This is a genomic window from Actinomadura sp. WMMA1423, assembly GCF_006547145.1.
Classification (GTDB): Bacteria; Actinomycetota; Actinomycetes; order Streptosporangiales; family Streptosporangiaceae; genus Spirillospora.
Map to the genome: position 1 here is coordinate 4,817,170 of NZ_CP041244.1, position 15,103 is coordinate 4,832,272.

A 15,103-nucleotide genomic window follows, 5' to 3' on the forward strand; every position below is an offset into this window, starting at 1 on the left:
GGCGTCGCCTCGCCGATCGGCTTAATGTCGGCACCGGGCTGCACAATGAGGGCCATGTCCAAGCTGCTCAGTGCCCTTGACGCGTTCGACGACCGACCTCAGGCTCGTGAGCTGCGAGAACGCACGTACGCAGGGCTGGGCGACTCCGTTGTCGACGTCGGGTGTGGCAGCGGGCGCGCCGTGGGCGAGCTGGCCGCGCGCGGGAAGAAGGCCATCGGCGTCGACCTCGACCCCGCCATGATCGAGGTCGCGACCGAGCGCTGGCCCGCAGGGGAGTTCCATGTCGCCGAGGCGTCCGCGCTGCCCCTCGAGGACGGCTCGGTCACCGGCTACCGCGCCGACAAGATCCTGCACTCGCTCACCGAGCCGGAAGCGGCCGTCACCGAGGCCCGCCGCGTCCTGGCCGGCAAGGGCCGTGCGGTGCTCATCGGCCAGGACTGGGACACGTTCGTCCTCGACTCGGACGACCCGGAACTCACCCGCAGGCTCGTCCACGCCCGCGCGGACGGCGTGCCGAACCCGCGGGTCGCCCGCCGGTACCGGAACCTCCTGCTCGACAACGGGTTCGTGGACGTCACCGTCGAGGTCCACACGATCGTGTGGACGGACGACGCGTGCCTGCCGACGCTCGCCGCCATGGGAGGAGAAGGCGCCTGGCTCGACGAGCAGGCCGCGAGGGCGCGCGACGACCGGCTGTTCCTCGCCGTCCCGATCTTCGTCGCCTCCGGGACGCGCGCCGGTTGAGCGATCAGCCCGCGGTCCTGCGGTCCGTCCCGCCGAGGTGCAGGCGCTGACCCGGCCACATTCCGCTCTTATAGTGGAACTTCGTCCACTATACTGGAGTGTCGATGACCGTGGCCCGCACCGTGCGGGTGAGGCGGGAGGGTGAACGATGTTGCGCTTCCAGCTCGGCGGCCTGGCCCTTCCAGAGGTCCACCGGTTGCTGGAGGAGCACCTGGCCGACATGCACGCCACCTCTCCGCCCGGATCGATCCACGCGCTGGACCTGAAGGAGCTGCGCGAACCGGCGGTCGCGTTCTGGTCGGTCTGGGACGGGCCGGAGCTGCGCGGTTGCGGCGCGCTCAAGGATCTCGGCTGCGGCGATGTCGAGCTGAAGTCCATGCGGACGGCGCGTGACGCGCGCGGGCTGGGGATCGGGACGGCCATGCTGCGGCACCTCCTGGCCGTCGCCGCCGAACGCGGTCACCGGCGGGTCCTGCTGGAGACCGGAAGCCAGGACTTCTTCGCACCGGCCAGACGGCTTTACGAGCGGCACGGATTCACCCAGTGCGAGCCGTTCGCCGACTACGTCCACGACCCCAACAGCGTCTTCATGGAGCTGCGACTCGAAGCCGAGGCGAGGGCGTGTCCACTTTGATGGAAGGCCCGAACGTGCTCGGGCGGCGCGTCAAGACGGAGCGCGCCCGCCGCGGCTGGACACTCGCTCGGCTAGCGGATGCGTCAGGGGTGTCCCGAGCGATGATCAGCAAGATCGAACGCGGTCAGAGCAGCCCGACCGCCGCACTCCTCGGCAAGCTCTCGGCCGCCCTGGAGCTGAGCATGACCGAGCTCCTGTCACCTGCGGAGGGCGCCGTCCCGGACCGGGTGCGACGAGCGGCCGACACCCCCGACTGGACGGACCCGGACACCGGCTACCTGCGACGACAGATCTCGACACCGGGATTCCCCGCCGACGTCACCGAGATCGTGCTGCCCGCCGGGGCCCGGGTGCCGATGCCGGCGGCGTCCTACGCGTTCATCGCCGAGCTCATCTGGATGCTCGACGGCAGGCTGACCCTGGTCGAAGGACCGACCAGGCACGTCCTCACTCCGGGTGACACGTTCGAGCTCGGAAAGCCCCAGGCCCGCGAATTCGTCAACGACGGCCCCGAAGAATGCCGGTACGTCGTGGTCGTGACCCGGAAACCCACACCCTGACTCGAAGCTACCGCCCGCTCGGCCTGGCCGCAGGCACCGGCCTCGGTCCCACCGCTAAAAGGCCGGACCTCCCGCCGGCTGTCCGGTGATCGCCGGCTCTCTTGACTTGGTCACCCGGCGGGTTACCCTGAAACCAAACGTCAGGGCACCGGCAAGGAGACTCGCGATGAGCAACCCGCGTTTTCGCCGCGCCTCATACTGCAATTCAAGTGCGGAATGCGTTGAGGTCGCTCAGGACGCCATGAGCCGAGTGGTCCTCATTCGCGACTCCGGGGCATCGGGCCGCCCAATGATCAGGATTTCGTACGAGCAGTGGAGGGATCTGCTCGATCAGGTGAAATCGGGGCCCCACCTCTAGCCGGAGAGCCCTTCGAGGCTTTCCTGCGCCAGCAGCGTGTCAGGATGTTCGACCCCGATGGTGGCGGCGTACTTGGCCACCACTTCGAGCAAGGTCGCCCGGGCGTCCGAGCGGCGCCCCAATCCGTCCATGGCCAGAGCGAGGCAATGCTCGGTCCAGAGCGTTTCTCGATGCAAGGGCCCCAGGGTCGCTTGGCGCCTTTCGAGGACGTCGCACAGGAAGCCGTATGCTTCACCATACTCTTGCATCCGCAGTAGAACGGTCCCGAGATTGCTTGCCGATCTCAACGAGGACGGCGAGTTCGGGCCGAGTACCCGGCACTGGTGCGTCAGCGTGGCGGCCAGTATTTCACGGGCGGCCTTGTAGTCCTTCAAGTTCTTCAGTGCGATGGCCAGATTGTTCGCGACCGCGAGAGTCTCCTTGTGATCGTCTCCTAGCAGCGACCTTCTATGCCCATGCACCATGGTGAAGATGTCACGAGCCTGCTCGTTCTCATCCAGTTCCGTCAAGGTCGAGCCCAGGCGGTTCGCCGCAGAAAGAACGTGCGGGTCCCGGTCGCCTCGAACACCCTTCCAGTGATTCCAGACTCTCCACATCAGCTCCCGACCTCTTGAATACTGGCCGGACACATATAGGTAGTGTCCACAGGAAAGAACTAGCTCGCGAAATCCCTCAGGGCAGCATTCTTGTCCTTCGGGGCATTCGGGGTGGCGTTCGATCATGTGCTCAACGTGGGGAATGATCTCGCTGTAGCTCGGCCACGTCCCCGCATCGAGAGGCGATTCGAGTGTGGCGCCGGCGAGCATCCGCTGCACGAGAACGAAGTGCGTGAGACCACGGTCTTCGGAACTCGCCAGGGCTCGCTGACGGGTCACTTCGGCCACCAGGGGATGGACCACCACCCACTGCGGGCGCGCCTCAGCGTCATGGCGAACGTCGAGCAGTCCCACTGACAGCAGGGCGCTCAGACCGTTGCTCACAGCGCCGCGGTCGTCCACGTCGCACACGGACTCCAGGACTTGGTGGTCCAACAGCCGGATGGGAATTTCAATAGCAGGTGCAAACCAGGCCAGAACCTCCAGCAGGCCTCTGGCCTGCGGTCGGCCCTGTTGCGCGAGTTGATGCAGCGACAGTTCCCATGTGCTCGTCACCGTCTCCCGATCGCTGGAGCCGCCGCCCATGAGTTCAGAGAACTGACTGCTCAGAGCATCCCTGTATTCAGCGAAGCTACGTTCCTGGGCAAATGGCGATGCCAGATGGGAACCTGCATGACGAAGAGCGAGTGGAAGGCCGCCGACCAGCGTGGACAGCGACGCGGCCTCGCCTTCCGAGCCGGCGTGACGGGCAAGGTCCAGGAGAACCTGGGCACCCTCCTCAGGGGGCAGCCAGGTCAGGGGGTGGTCTTCGACGCAGGCGCCCCAGCCGTGCCCACCTGAAAGGCGACTGGTGACCACGACCAGTCCCGTTTCAGCGGGACGCAACCAGCCGTTCCCGTCCCCGGCCGGCCTGCCGCCCACCGCGAGCGTTCCGGTATCGTCGGCGTTATCGAGCACCAGCAGCCATCTCGATTTTTTCGCCAACCGGCGCCAGAGCACATCCGAAGGATTGACCTTGCCGGCGAGAGCGGCCTCGATCTCCTGCCTTCCGGCCCCCAACTCCAGGGCCAGGTTCAGAAGAGAGAAAGCCACCTCCGAGGCGTTGACGGCAGGTATCCACCAGGAGTTCATGCCTCTCTCGTGCACCAGTTCAGCGACCCGGAGAGCCACGGTTGATTTTCCGATACCGCCCAATCCCGACAGGAGATGGACCCGCTGATCGGGATGCTCGACCAGCGCGACCAACTCCCCGATCAGCTCGGACCGGCCTCGGACCCTCCGCGGCAGTCGGCCTCTCGGTGGTTCCAGGAGGTGTCGCCCATCACCCCGTTCATCACCGTCAACGAGACCCAGATGGAGGTTGATGTCGCGTCCAGCGACAAATGCGTCCCGCGCCGACGAGATCTCCTGCCCCCGGTAGGGCGGCCTCTCGTTATCACGAGGCTTCATACGTACATCGTAAGATACGGAATGCGCAGTTGAAGCTTTTTCCTTATTGTTCGGACGGCAGATGCCGGCCATATCTCGGGCATCGGGCTTGCGGCTCGGTCCCCGCCTCGGTACCGAAGCCTCGGCCTCTACGCTCAACCCAGATGACGCGCCGTGGGGCCGGACCGTCCAGGGGTGGTGATCCACTCACCTGGACATAGGATCGGCGCCATGGCTACACGGCTCGTGCAGATCGCGATGAAGGCCGGTGACGACTCCGTGGTCGGCCGGTTCTGGGCGGAGGCACTCGGCTGGGGCATCTCCAGCGAGGGGCCGGGCGTGACCAACGTCGAACCCCCGGACCTCGACTATCCCGACCCCTCGGCTCTCTACATCGACGTCCTGCGCGTCCCGGATCCCAAGACGGTGAAGAACCGCGTCCACGTCGACTTCGCCACCACGTCCGCGGCCCACCAGGCCGAGCTGGTCGCGCGCCTCAAGGAGCTCGGAGCGACGCCCGTCGACATCGGCCAGGGCGACGTCCCATGGACGGTCCTCGCCGACCCGGAGGGCAACGAGTTCTGCGTGCTGGAGCCTCGCCCGATCTACATGGACACCGGCCCGATCGCCGCGGTGGTGGTCGACTGCGCGGACCCGCGGGTCATGGCCCGGTTCTGGAGCGAGGCGATGGACTGGACCCTGCACGAGGTGACCGACGAGCACGCGACGCTGCGCTCCTCCAAGGGCGTCGGGCCGTACCTCGAGTTCCTCCGCACGCCCGGTGTGAAGACGGGATTGAACCGCATCCATCTCGACGTGCGGCCGTACCCCGATGACGATCGGCTGGAGGAGGCGGCCCGGCTGCGAGCGCTGGGCGCCACCGACGTCGACATCGGCCAGGGCGACGTCCCGTGGACGGTCCTCGCAGACCCGGAGGGCAACGAGTTCTGCATCCTCACGCCGCGCTGACGCATGGCGGACGGTCGACGGCCCGCCAGAGGAGAAGCCCGTCTCGGACGATGGACCGTTCGAGACGGGTTCAGCAACCCACGGGGGAGTCCTCGATGCCGGAGATCAGTTTGGTGCCGAGGTCGCTCTGAAGCGCGAGACGGGTATGGCCGGCGTCGGGTCCGGTGCCCCAGGTGAGGGTGGCGGTGGCGGACAGATGACCGGCCCCCGAGTCGTCGTAGCGCACCTCCCAGGCGGTTGGGACGTCCTGCGCCCTGAGCACCCCGTCGGCGTTGTTGGCCTCTTCCCAGCCGGCGAGCCTTCGCCGTAGGTCCTCCGTGAGGTAGTGGGCCCGCAACCCGTCGCCCAGGTCGTCGGTGCCGTCGGAGACGGCGTCGACATACCTGGGAGGTCACCCCGGCGACGGGCGGCGCCGGCGCCCTCCACCGGCGGTCCTTAGTCGAGTGCCAGGGCGAGTGCGAGGGTGAGGAGGAGGGAGTCGAGTCTGTCGAGCAGGCCCCCGGCGCCCGCCAGCCATGAGGCGGAGTCCTTGGCCTCGACCCCTCGCTTGACCATCGACTCCAGCAGGTCTCCCAGCGGGGCACCGACCGCGACCGCGACGGCCCAGGCGGGCGTGAACGCACCGAACACGGCCAGTGCGCCGAGGCCTGTGACGGTCCCGGCCACCAGGCCGCTCCAGTGCTTGGACGGCGACAGCCGGGAAAGGGGCGGCCCGCCGAGCGACCGTCCGGCGAAGGAGGCGGTGATGTCCGCGATCGACACCGCGGCGAACAACGCCAAAACCCCCTGGCCGAGCAGGACAGCCCCAGCCAGTGGCGCGAACCAGATCACTCCCAGCACACCGGAACACAGCCGGGAGAGTCCCCCGGCCGCGTCACCGGCCAATACCGGCACCATGGCGACGGCCGCGAGTGTGAGGGTGAGGACCTGGGGCAGATGGGCGGGCGCGACCCAGGCCGTCACAGGCGCCACTGCCACGGCGACGGCGAGCACCGTGCGGTCGAGCCGGGGGAGGCCGGTCAAGCCGGCGTACTCAAGTGCGCATGCCACTCCCGCCAAGGCGGCGAGGACGGCCGCCCCGCCGGGGCCCATGTACAGGGCGACGACCACGACGGGCACGCCCACCGCCCAGGCGCACCACCGGAGCACGTACTCCCGCCGCCTGGACAACCCGACCGCGATGCCGCCGACGAGCAGGGCACCGGCAAGATAGGGGACCGGACCCGCGAACCCGGTCACGCCATACCGTGCGGGCCGCGCAAGGCCTCGGCGACGGCCGCCGCCACGCGGGCGTTCGCCGCGGCGTCACGTACCGCGATTCGCACCGTCCTGCCCTCGAACGCGGGGGACATCGGCGACAGGTCCCTCAGGAACACGCCGCGCCGCCGGCACCGCTCGACGAGCCGGGGCGCCGTGAGCCCGCCCCTGGGCAGCGTGAGCAGGACGAAGTTCGCCACCGACTCGCTGACGCGCACGTTCTCATCGGCCTCGGCGAGCGCGGCTGCCAGCTCGGCACGCAGCGCCGCCGTCTGCGCCCACCGGGAGGCGTAGTACTCCGGATCGCGCAGCGCGCTCACGGCGGCGATCTGGGCGGGCAGGCTCACCGACCACGGCGGGGTCCATCGGCGCAGCTCCGCCACGATCGACGGAGACGCGGTGAGGTAGGCCGCCCGCAGGCCCGACAGCGCGTACATCTTCGACAGCGAGGTACAGACGACGATATTGCCGGCCTCCGCCGCATGGCGTTCGAGCGTCTGCCCCGCACCGACGTAACCGGCGTACGTCTCATCAATCCAGAACCGGGTCCCGCCGGGCGCGCTCTCCAGCACCTTCCGCAGCCGGGACGTGTCGAGATGGACCCCTGTCGGGTTGTTGGGGTTGACGATGACCACAAGGTCATAGCGTTTCCGCAGGACGCGGGCGAGACGTTCCGGGTCTATCCGCCAGCCCTCCGCGCGGCGCAGCGGGAACCGGTCGGCACGGCAGCCGATCACCCGCTCGACGACATGGGCGTACTCCCCGTAAGTCGGATCGATCAGGAGCACCCGGCTGGAGGCGTCCAGCCAGCCGCGGAACGCGCGGAAGATCAGGTCGGAGGATCCCGCGCCGACGGCGACGGCGTTCTCGGGCAGGCCGCGGCGGCGCGCGATCTCCTCGACGAGGCCGTCCGCCCGCGCCGGCGGAGATGTGCGCGCGATCCAGTCCTGCCCGCGGGCCAGGGCGGCGACCGCGGCGGGAGCCGGCGGAAACCAGGCGTCGAGAACGTCGGCGGGGACCACGTCGCCGTTCGCGTCCAGGTTCTCGAAGCCCCGTCCCAGGGCCTCGACGGATGCGCCGCCGTGCGCGCAGGACTCGTCCTCGGGCAGGAAGGGAACCTCCAGCCTCCACCGCACCGTCCGTGCCAGATCGCGCAGCAGCGGCCCGTATCGTCGCAGCGTCCGGCCGGTGAGCTCGGCGACGTCGCCGGTGAGGAGCTGGAAATCGACGGCTCCCGAGCGCACCGCCGTGCCGGTGGACGCGAGCCCCAGCGCCAGGTACATCGGCAGCAGCTCGACCCGGCCCAGTGCCACGATGCTCCGGCCCCCGTGCGCCGCCACCCAGCGAAGCGTCGCGTACATCAGCAACTTGCCGATCATCTCGCCGCGCAGACTCGGATCGACGGTCAGGATCCGGATCTCGAACAGGCCGTCCTCACCCAGCACCGGGTGCTCGTCCCTCCGCAGGTGCCGGTCGATCGAGTAGCGGCCTGCCCATGGGGGCGTCACACTGATGAACCCGGCCGGTTCGCCTCGGCGGACCGCCACGATGTAGACGTTGCTCCCGTCGAGGTCATCGGTGAGCAGACCGGCGGCATTGGGGACGTGCTGGCCGAGTTCCCGCGCGTAGACCTCGTGCCGGAGACGGCGGATCCACTCGTGGTCCGCCTCGGACGACATGCGAAGTTCCAGCTCGTCGACGACCGGCGCGATGGGCGAACCGGCGGCGCCCGGTCCCGGGGATTGCTGATCTGTTCTCATGGGGATCACCTCGGCCGCCACTCTGCCGAGGCCCTCATCCCACCGCCTGAGTGCCGGTACTCAGCCGTCCCCGAGCCCCGTACTCAACTCCTCCGCCACTCCAGGCCTGCCCCCTGCCGCTGGAGCAGAGCCTGCCGCCTGCGCGGCGGCGGTCATGGAGCGGATCGGGCGTCTGGCGTCACCCCGTGCCGCATCGCCCTGGGCGACCCCCGATTACCCCTGAGGGCCCGCCGTCGCTATCTGGGAGGCCGGGCCTAGGGGAGCGGTGGCAGCGGTAGGGGCAGCCCTGGGAGGCCGTCGATGCTGGTCGCGACGTGCTCCTTCTTCTGGAAGTAAGCGTCGAGCGACTCGTCGGTCTCGCGCGCGAAGCGCGAGGCGTGCAGCGGGCGGTCCTGTTCGTAGGTCATGAACGGGACGGCGTACCCGCAGGTGTCGCGGATCTTCTCGGCGGTCACGACGATGATCGCCCGCAGTCCGTGCAGGGTCGGGTCGATGTCCGGGAAGTGGCCCATCAGCTCCGCCCAACGCGCGTCGTCGCGGAACACCGGTTCTCCGCGGCCGTGCACGCGCACGATGTTGGGCGGACCGTCGAACGCGCACCACATCAGGGTGATGCGACCGTTCTCCCGAAGATGGGCAATGGTTTCGGCATTGCTGCCGGCGAAATCGAGGTAGGCCACCGTGAGTTCGTCGAGCACGGCGAACGAGCCGTCAAGCCCCTTGGGCGAGAGATTGACGGTGCCGTCGCCGTCCAGCGGCGCCGTGGCGGTGAAAAAGATGTGCTGCGCCTCGATGAACTTACGCAGCCTGCCGTCTATCCGCTCGTAGCTCTTTCCCATGGATCTCGCACTCCTTTCCTATAAGGTCGAGTATGGCGGCAAGGTCATCGCTCCTGCCCAGAGGCCCGATCGCCTCACCCCGCCTTCGACGCGCCGCCACAGGCGGATCGCGACTCCACGGCCAGAGCGCGGGACCTCCGGGAGTGGATCGGGCAGCGTTCGGTAAGGCGGATGGCCCCAGAGCGGTCGGCCTCGGCTGCGGTCACCAGCCCTGGCCCCCGATTGCTTTCGCGTCTTCCAGCGGATTAATCAGTTGGTCGCGGCAGCTCGGCGCCGCGTATCCTTCGCGCGTGGAACTGCGCTTCGAGACGCGCCGGTCCGACTCGCCATGGGTCGACACCGTATGGACCTGCGCAAGCGAGCAGGTCACGGCGATGACGTCCGTCGCGGGGGTCCGCTGGGGCCTGGTGTTCTGGGAGCAGGACGGCCGGGCGTACACGACGGTCACCGGTCCCGAGACTCGGACGGGCACGGCGCCTGTGCCGGAAGGCGCGACCTTCACGGGCATCGATTTCGCCGTGGGCACCTCGTTGCGGGCCATGCCCGCGCCGACGCTGGTCGACAGCGGCATCGTGCTCCCCGACACCACGCGCCGGACGTTCCGGCTCGACGGCCGGCGCTGGGAGACGCCCGGCCCCGACGACGCCGAGGCCCTCGTCGAGCATCTCGTCCGCACCGGGACCGTGGTCCGTGACCCGCTCGTCGCCGACGTGCTGCGGGGACACCGCCCCGCCGTCTCGGGGCGCACGGTCGAACGCCGGTTCCGCGCGGTGACCGGGCTGACGCGGGGCGGCGTCCGGCAGATCGAGCGGGCCCGCCGGGCGGCGGAGCTGCTGGCGGCCGGCGGACCGGCCGCCGACGTCGCCACCAAGCTCGACTACTTCGACGAGTCGCACCTGGCCCGGGCGCTGCGCTCCTACATCGGACGCACCGCCGGGCAGTTGCGCGAGGGGGCCGTCGGCACGATCGGCCTCGCCCTGGATCAGCGCCTGACGTCGTAGACGAGCTTCAGGATCCCGTTCGAGTAGGTCTCCGACTCCCGCAGCACCAGCATCTGCTTGTCGCGGTCGGCCCGGCCGAACACGCTCTTCCCGGCCCCGAGCAGTACGGGGAAGACGAGCAGGTTGTACTGGTCGACCAGGCCCTCGTCCGACAGCCGCCGGGCGAGCTCCGCGCTCCCGTGGATGAAGATCGCGCCGCCCTCGCCCTCCTTGAGCGCGGCGACGTCCTCGGTCGAGCGCAGGATCGTCTGCGGCCCCCACCCGTCCACGAGGGCGTCATCGGACAGCGTGCTCGACACCACGTACTTGGGCAGCTCCTTGTAGTCGGCGTGGTCCTCGGAGCTGGGCCAGAGCGGCGCGAACGCCTCGTAGCTCCGGCGACCGAACATCAGCGCCGTAGTCTCGGCGAGCTCCTCGCCCTTCAGCGACCAGGCTTCCGGGACGAACTCGAGGTCCTTGACCACCCAGCCGCCGCTGCGGTGCTCCTCCCCCGGCCCGCCGCCGGGCGAATCCACGACGCCGTCGAGCGACATGAAACCGGTGTAGACGAGCTTGCGCATAGTGCTATCTCCTCATAATCGGGCGAAACGCGGGGGTCCACACTAGATCGCGACCACCCCGTCCGTCTTGGACGGAAACGACACCGGCTCCAGAACGCGCGCGCAACACCGCTACCACCGGCTCCACCCTCCACACCGCGGTCACTCCGCGCCGAGCCGGTGGAGACGATGGGCGGCCGGGCACCTTCGCCTGCGCCCCGCCGCCTTCCTCCGGTGCGCCGAGCGCGCACCTGGAATCTCATCCACCGGACCCGACCGCCTCCTGGTCGGGATCGACAGGTCCGCCGTACAGCGCCTCGACTTCGGCCACGGGCACGCGAGCCACCACTATGAGCACATTCTCCGCGCTTCCAGGGCTGCGGCTCGTGACCTCGACCTGGCGCTGTTCGTCAGGTGAGGCGCGGACGTAGGCGTCGAACAGATAGTGATCACCCTCGCGGCTGTAACCGTCCGCCCAGATCTCGATCTCCGAGCCGCTCCTGAGAGTGAGGATCCACCGGCTGGGCGGTCCCGAGGCGAACTCCATGATCACATCCCGACGTGCGGCGATCAGCGACCCTGATCGAGGGAGACGAGAGTATCCCCGACCCGCACGCATGCCCGTGCCCGATCCCCGCCCGGCCTGGACGCACCCGGCGATATTTAGCTGTCACCCGCGATGACCAGGACGACGGCATGCTCGCAGGTCACCGCCGACCTCTGCTCATCGGGCTTATGGCTCATCAACAGCCTGGGGGCTGGGCGTCCGGGGCGCACGTCGTCGGCACCCAGTATCGGAGCTTGCCCTTTCGGGCATCCTCCAGCACACCGCCGTTGTTCTCGATCACCTTTCGCGACCCGACGTTGTCCTCGTCGCAGGTCACCAGTACCTGGTCGAGTCCGAGTCGCCGGGCATGGGGCAGGATCTCGCGCAGCATCCGGGTGGCATGCCCACGCCTTCGCGCGGACCTGCGGACGTCATAACCGATGTGGCCGCCGACATCGCGGAGCCATTCGGTCAGATCGTGCCGGAGTTGGATCCGCCCGAGATACTCCGTTCCCTCCGTCCACCAGAAGGTGGTCGCCGGGACCATCCCCTCCGGACGCGGTGACTCCCGCAGCGACTCGGCGTTCAGCCGGTCCACGTAAGCCGCGAAGACCTCCGGAACGGCCCATCGCGCGCCGTACTCCCGAAGCTCACGATCGATCCTGCTCACCCCGTCCGGCGTCCCGCGGCCTTCGGCCTGGAACTCCGCCATCGCCGCGAGGAACGAAGCGTGGAAATCGACTGCGGGGCGGACGAGCACAGGCATGCGCCCCGTTCTACCCGCCCCGTCCGCACAGCCGCACCTTCATTTCCGCCTACCCGGAAACGGCCAAAGAACAATGGCAGCCACTTGGCGGCGGACGCGAGTATCTCCGCGACCTGATAGCGGACATGGGTCACGACAACAAGCGCGCGGCGGGATCCCCAGTGCCGGTGGCTTCGCCCGCACAGGACCTGCCGACTTGCCGGTGCGGTGGCGTTCCGTACGGTCCCCCCTGAGCCCGTGCAAGTAAGCGGGGGAAAAATCAGAGCAGGGAGAGAACCATGCAGGCTCTCAAGCAGCTTCTCGCCATCATCACCGCCGCGCTCATCGGCGGTGTCTTCGGCAGTGTGATCATCGTGGGCGCCCAGGACGGCGTCATCAGCACGAACGATGTCGTGGGGTTCGCTGTGCGGGGCGGTAGCCTCGGCGCGCTGGTGGCCATCATCTCCAGCACGGCCCTCGTCCTCTTCGGCATGTACGCTCGGCCCGCCTGCGTGGGCTTGGGCATCGCGCAGCTCGGTGTGAGCGTCTGGATGACCACCTCCGACGACAGCGGGGCTCCCTTCGCCCTCATCGGCGTGGCCGTCCTCGCCGGCGTCCTCGCCGACTTCATCGCCCGCCGCGCCGACGACACCGTCAGCGCGGCTGCGGCAGCGGCCCCGCAGGGCCCCGACTCCGAGTCCTCCGACGCCTCGGAAGAAGTGAGGTCGGAGAACTGACACCCGCAGGCGGCTGGGAACCATGGTTCCCAGCCGCCTGATCTGTTTGACGGCGCCGGCACCACCCCGAGGTCGTCGGACAGGCGCGTACCGGCCTGGCCGAGGCCGGCGCAAACGGCCCGGCAACGGCGCCCCTCGGATCTGGCTTTTGCACGTTGACGCCCTGAGCCGGCGAACTCAGCCGTCGCCCACTCTGAAATTCGCCAGTGACCAGGTTTCGGTCCCGGAGCGCAAGCCCGAATAACCGACCGTCAGACGCCTCTTGACCGCGCTTCATGCCGCCAGAGGACTCTTCTGCGGGTTCTGCGAGGGGACCGGGAGGGTAGCCGTTCGACAGACCCGGCCGACCGGGACGGGTGGCATGATCGGTGTCGTGTTGGTCATCCAGCGGATCCGGATCGTCTGGACCGGACGTGGCAGAGGTGCGGCTGAGGCGACCGTGCGCGGCCGGCTCCCCAAGGCGTTCCCGCTCCCGGACGGCGACAGCGACGCGGAAGTACTCGTGCACGAGGTCTGGATGCGGGAGGCCGACGGGTATGTCCCGTCCGAAGAGCTCCGCACCTATGGCCGCCTGTCTGAGGTGGACTGGCTGGGCCTGAAACACGAACCGGGCGGCGCGATCCGAATCGAGCGCTATCCGGTCCGGGCCGCCTATCCCGTGAACAGACGGCGGGTCCCGCTGGGAACCCTGACGCCGGGCCAAAGCGCGCTGTACCGGGCCAATTTCCGGTTCTCCGGCTATTCAATAACGTGGACGTACCACGACTGGGCAGTCAGCATCGCCCACGAAGCGCCCCGGCGCACGATGTTCCTCGGACGCCGACACGACTTTGAGCGCGACGACAGGGTCTCGCTTTACGGCAAGCCCGCCCACCGATGACGTCCTGATCCGCAGCGAGATCAGCGTCGTCCAGGGATGCCCCCAGGTCCCCTGACGTCGCCCAGTTCGCGATTCCAACAGCGACCCGCCCGTACGGGCGGTGGGGCGCGTCGGGTGTCACAGATGGTGCAGTCGTTCTGTCCTTCCTGCAGAGAGTCTCTGTTCGGAGGAGTACATGAGCGCTCAGAACGCACACCTTCCACCCGGCGTCGAGGTGATCACGACCCTGCCCGAGGCGGCGGCCCGGATCCCGGACGGCGCCGAGGCGAGGACCATCCGGGTCACCCTGCCGCCCGGCGACCCCGGCGCGCCGCCGCACCGGCACCGGGGCCGCTCTTCGGCTACGTGACCCAAGGCGAGATCCTCTTCGAACTGGAGGGGGAGCCGCCCCGGGTGATCAAGGCCGGTGAAGCCCTGTTCGAGCCGGGCGGCGACGTGATCCACATTCAGGGGGCCAACAACCTCGCGGACGCGCAGTCGCAGCTGGTGGTGACCATGTTCGCCCCTCCGGGCACTCCCGTCCTGACCCTGGTCAGCGAGGAGGAGTTGGCCGAGCGGCGCCACCTCCGGGTTCCCCCGCCATGACGACCATTCGCCCTGGCCTGGTCGACTGGTCAGTTGGCGCAGCCCCTATGGGACGGCCGGCTCCTGCCTAGGGCCCCGGGCCAGGTCTTTCTAATGCGACCGCGATCCGCCCCCGGCGAGAGTGTGCCGAAGCGGCGGCGGACCTCCGCCGGTGGGCTGGATGGATGGATGTCATGGCGGTCGAGGAGACGGCACCGAGGCGCTGCGGACCTTCGGTATCACGGTCGGCGGTCTCCGGCGGCGCGGCCGCGAGCCCAGGGTGACACTGCTGCCGGCGGTTCGCCGCGCTGGTCGCAGGAGAAGGCGGCGTGGTGCTGGTCGAGGGGGCCGAGCGACTCAGGAACAAAGCGGCTGTTCGGGAAGGCCCGCGTGCGGGCCTAGCCGCATGCCTGGCCTATCGGCACGGGGCCACCGCGCCCGGCAATCCCCTCTAGCTCCTGTTGGCCGCGCGGGCACGGGTTCGACCGCTGCCGGGCACCGCGGTGGGTCTGCGGTTCCGGATGCGATGGGAGGACAGGAACGACACGGAGCGCGGCGCAGCTCCGCTGGCCGTCCGCCTCTACGACGTCCAGCGGCGGGATCCGGTGAGCTGGAGACGCTCGCGGTACTCCTGCACAGCCTGGCGAAATATCCCCGGTCCTGTGGGTGTCTGCGGTGAGACCGGTCCTCGGGGACGCGTCCGAGACGATCTCGCCACTGGAGCCGCTGCGGCAGAGCGGTGGGCATCGGATCACCCTCGGTCCGAGCCATGCCGCCGAGATCACTCACACTTCGCGGCCGCCCGACGGCCAAGAGGATTCCCGCCGCGCTCCCGCGATTGCTGGAAGCGCACGAGGTGATCCTGATCGAAGGCGCGACGCGGCCCGACCTCGTGGACGACCTGGGCGACGGCGCCAGCGACGACCTCGCCGGGCCGAGGCGGAA

The 15,103-nt window shown here is 69.0% G+C and carries 18 protein-coding genes; 10 read left to right on the plus strand and 8 right to left on the minus strand.

All coding sequences use genetic code 11. The features are described from left to right. The first annotated feature begins 54 nt into the window (after positions 1-54). The 4 genes from FKD65_RS22290 (at position 55) to FKD65_RS46650 (ending at position 2,296) form a co-directional block, all read left to right on the plus strand. Entirely contained in the window at positions 55-744 is a 690-nt protein-coding gene (locus FKD65_RS22290; protein ID WP_141579326.1) for a methyltransferase domain-containing protein, read from the plus strand. Positions 745-892: 148 nt separating this feature from the next. Beyond that, complete coding sequence (locus FKD65_RS22295) at positions 893-1,378, plus strand: GNAT family N-acetyltransferase (RefSeq protein ID WP_141579327.1); 486 nt, start codon at positions 893-895, stop codon at positions 1,376-1,378. Next, positions 1,378-1,938, plus strand: a complete 561-nt coding sequence (locus FKD65_RS22300; protein WP_141587011.1) for a helix-turn-helix domain-containing protein — start codon at positions 1,378-1,380, stop codon at positions 1,936-1,938. The genes FKD65_RS22295 and FKD65_RS22300 overlap by 1 nt, the downstream gene beginning before the upstream one ends. Positions 1,939-2,104: 166 nt before the next feature. After that, positions 2,105-2,296: a DUF397 domain-containing protein gene (locus tag FKD65_RS46650; RefSeq protein WP_141579328.1), complete on the plus strand. Its 192-nt coding sequence runs from the start codon at positions 2,105-2,107 to the stop codon at positions 2,294-2,296. Here the strand turns inward: FKD65_RS46650 and FKD65_RS22310 are convergent. Then, positions 2,293-4,137 (minus strand): tetratricopeptide repeat protein, encoded by a 1,845-nt coding sequence (locus FKD65_RS22310; protein WP_168221147.1) that lies wholly within the window; start codon positions 4,135-4,137, stop codon positions 2,293-2,295. The genes FKD65_RS46650 and FKD65_RS22310 overlap by 4 nt on opposite strands. Before the next feature lie 414 nt (positions 4,138-4,551). Here FKD65_RS22310 and FKD65_RS22315 point away from each other — a divergent pair, with 414 nt between their 5' ends. Further along, the gene (locus tag FKD65_RS22315; RefSeq protein ID WP_141579330.1) at positions 4,552-5,289 is read left to right on the plus strand and encodes a VOC family protein; all 738 of its coding nucleotides are present in this window, start codon (positions 4,552-4,554) and stop codon (positions 5,287-5,289) included. A gap of 70 nt (positions 5,290-5,359) precedes the next feature. Here FKD65_RS22315 and FKD65_RS22320 read toward each other — a convergent pair whose 3' ends face one another. The 4 genes from FKD65_RS22320 to FKD65_RS22335 all read right to left on the minus strand — a co-directional run bounded on the left by FKD65_RS22320 (position 5,360) and on the right by FKD65_RS22335 (position 9,145). After that, positions 5,360-5,626 carry a hypothetical protein gene (locus FKD65_RS22320; protein WP_205718216.1) on the minus strand — a complete coding sequence of 89 codons (267 nt, stop codon included), beginning with the start codon at positions 5,624-5,626 and terminating at the stop codon, positions 5,360-5,362. Positions 5,627-5,724: 98 nt separating this feature from the next. Further along, a complete protein-coding gene (locus FKD65_RS22325; protein ID WP_141579331.1) occupies positions 5,725-6,528 on the minus strand; it encodes a phosphatidate cytidylyltransferase in 804 nt (267 codons plus the stop codon). Then, complete coding sequence (locus FKD65_RS22330; RefSeq protein ID WP_141579332.1) at positions 6,525-8,306, minus strand: aminotransferase class I/II-fold pyridoxal phosphate-dependent enzyme; 1,782 nt, start codon at positions 8,304-8,306, stop codon at positions 6,525-6,527. Before FKD65_RS22330 ends, FKD65_RS22325 begins: the two co-directional genes overlap by 4 nt. Positions 8,307-8,560: 254 nt before the next feature. Next, positions 8,561-9,145, minus strand: a complete 585-nt coding sequence (locus FKD65_RS22335; RefSeq protein WP_141579333.1) for a pyridoxamine 5'-phosphate oxidase family protein — start codon at positions 9,143-9,145, stop codon at positions 8,561-8,563. Positions 9,146-9,435: 290 nt separating this feature from the next. Here FKD65_RS22335 and FKD65_RS22340 point away from each other — a divergent pair, with 290 nt between their 5' ends. Next, positions 9,436-10,146 carry a helix-turn-helix domain-containing protein gene (locus FKD65_RS22340; RefSeq protein WP_141579334.1) on the plus strand — a complete coding sequence of 237 codons (711 nt, stop codon included), beginning with the start codon at positions 9,436-9,438 and terminating at the stop codon, positions 10,144-10,146. On the opposite strand, the gene FKD65_RS22345 is transcribed toward FKD65_RS22340, so the two are convergent. The 3 genes from FKD65_RS22345 to FKD65_RS22355 form a co-directional block, all read right to left on the minus strand. Continuing rightward, positions 10,128-10,706 carry a dihydrofolate reductase family protein gene (locus FKD65_RS22345; RefSeq protein ID WP_141579335.1) on the minus strand — a complete coding sequence of 193 codons (579 nt, stop codon included), beginning with the start codon at positions 10,704-10,706 and terminating at the stop codon, positions 10,128-10,130. The two genes, FKD65_RS22340 and FKD65_RS22345, sit on opposite strands and share 19 nt — an antisense overlap. 238 nt (positions 10,707-10,944) lie before the next feature. Continuing rightward, a complete protein-coding gene (locus FKD65_RS22350) occupies positions 10,945-11,232 on the minus strand; it encodes a hypothetical protein (RefSeq protein WP_141579336.1) in 288 nt (95 codons plus the stop codon). Between the two features lie 196 nt (positions 11,233-11,428). Then, positions 11,429-11,998: a GNAT family N-acetyltransferase gene (locus tag FKD65_RS22355; protein WP_141579337.1), complete on the minus strand. Its 570-nt coding sequence runs from the start codon at positions 11,996-11,998 to the stop codon at positions 11,429-11,431. A 278-nt stretch (positions 11,999-12,276) separates the two neighbouring features. Between FKD65_RS22355 and FKD65_RS22360 the strand changes: the two genes are divergently transcribed. The 4 genes from FKD65_RS22360 (at position 12,277) to FKD65_RS45020 (ending at position 14,179) form a co-directional block, all read left to right on the plus strand. Further along, a complete protein-coding gene (locus tag FKD65_RS22360; protein WP_141579338.1) occupies positions 12,277-12,714 on the plus strand; it encodes a hypothetical protein in 438 nt (145 codons plus the stop codon). 361 nt (positions 12,715-13,075) lie between these two features. Then, positions 13,076-13,594 carry a hypothetical protein gene (locus tag FKD65_RS22365; RefSeq protein WP_141579339.1) on the plus strand — a complete coding sequence of 173 codons (519 nt, stop codon included), beginning with the start codon at positions 13,076-13,078 and terminating at the stop codon, positions 13,592-13,594. Positions 13,595-13,769: 175 nt separating this feature from the next. After that, entirely contained in the window at positions 13,770-13,943 is a 174-nt protein-coding gene (locus FKD65_RS45015) for a hypothetical protein (RefSeq protein WP_205718217.1), read from the plus strand. After that, the gene (locus tag FKD65_RS45020; protein ID WP_205718218.1) at positions 13,940-14,179 is read left to right on the plus strand and encodes a hypothetical protein; all 240 of its coding nucleotides are present in this window, start codon (positions 13,940-13,942) and stop codon (positions 14,177-14,179) included. The genes FKD65_RS45015 and FKD65_RS45020 overlap by 4 nt, the downstream gene beginning before the upstream one ends. Positions 14,180-15,103: the final 924 nt, after the last annotated feature.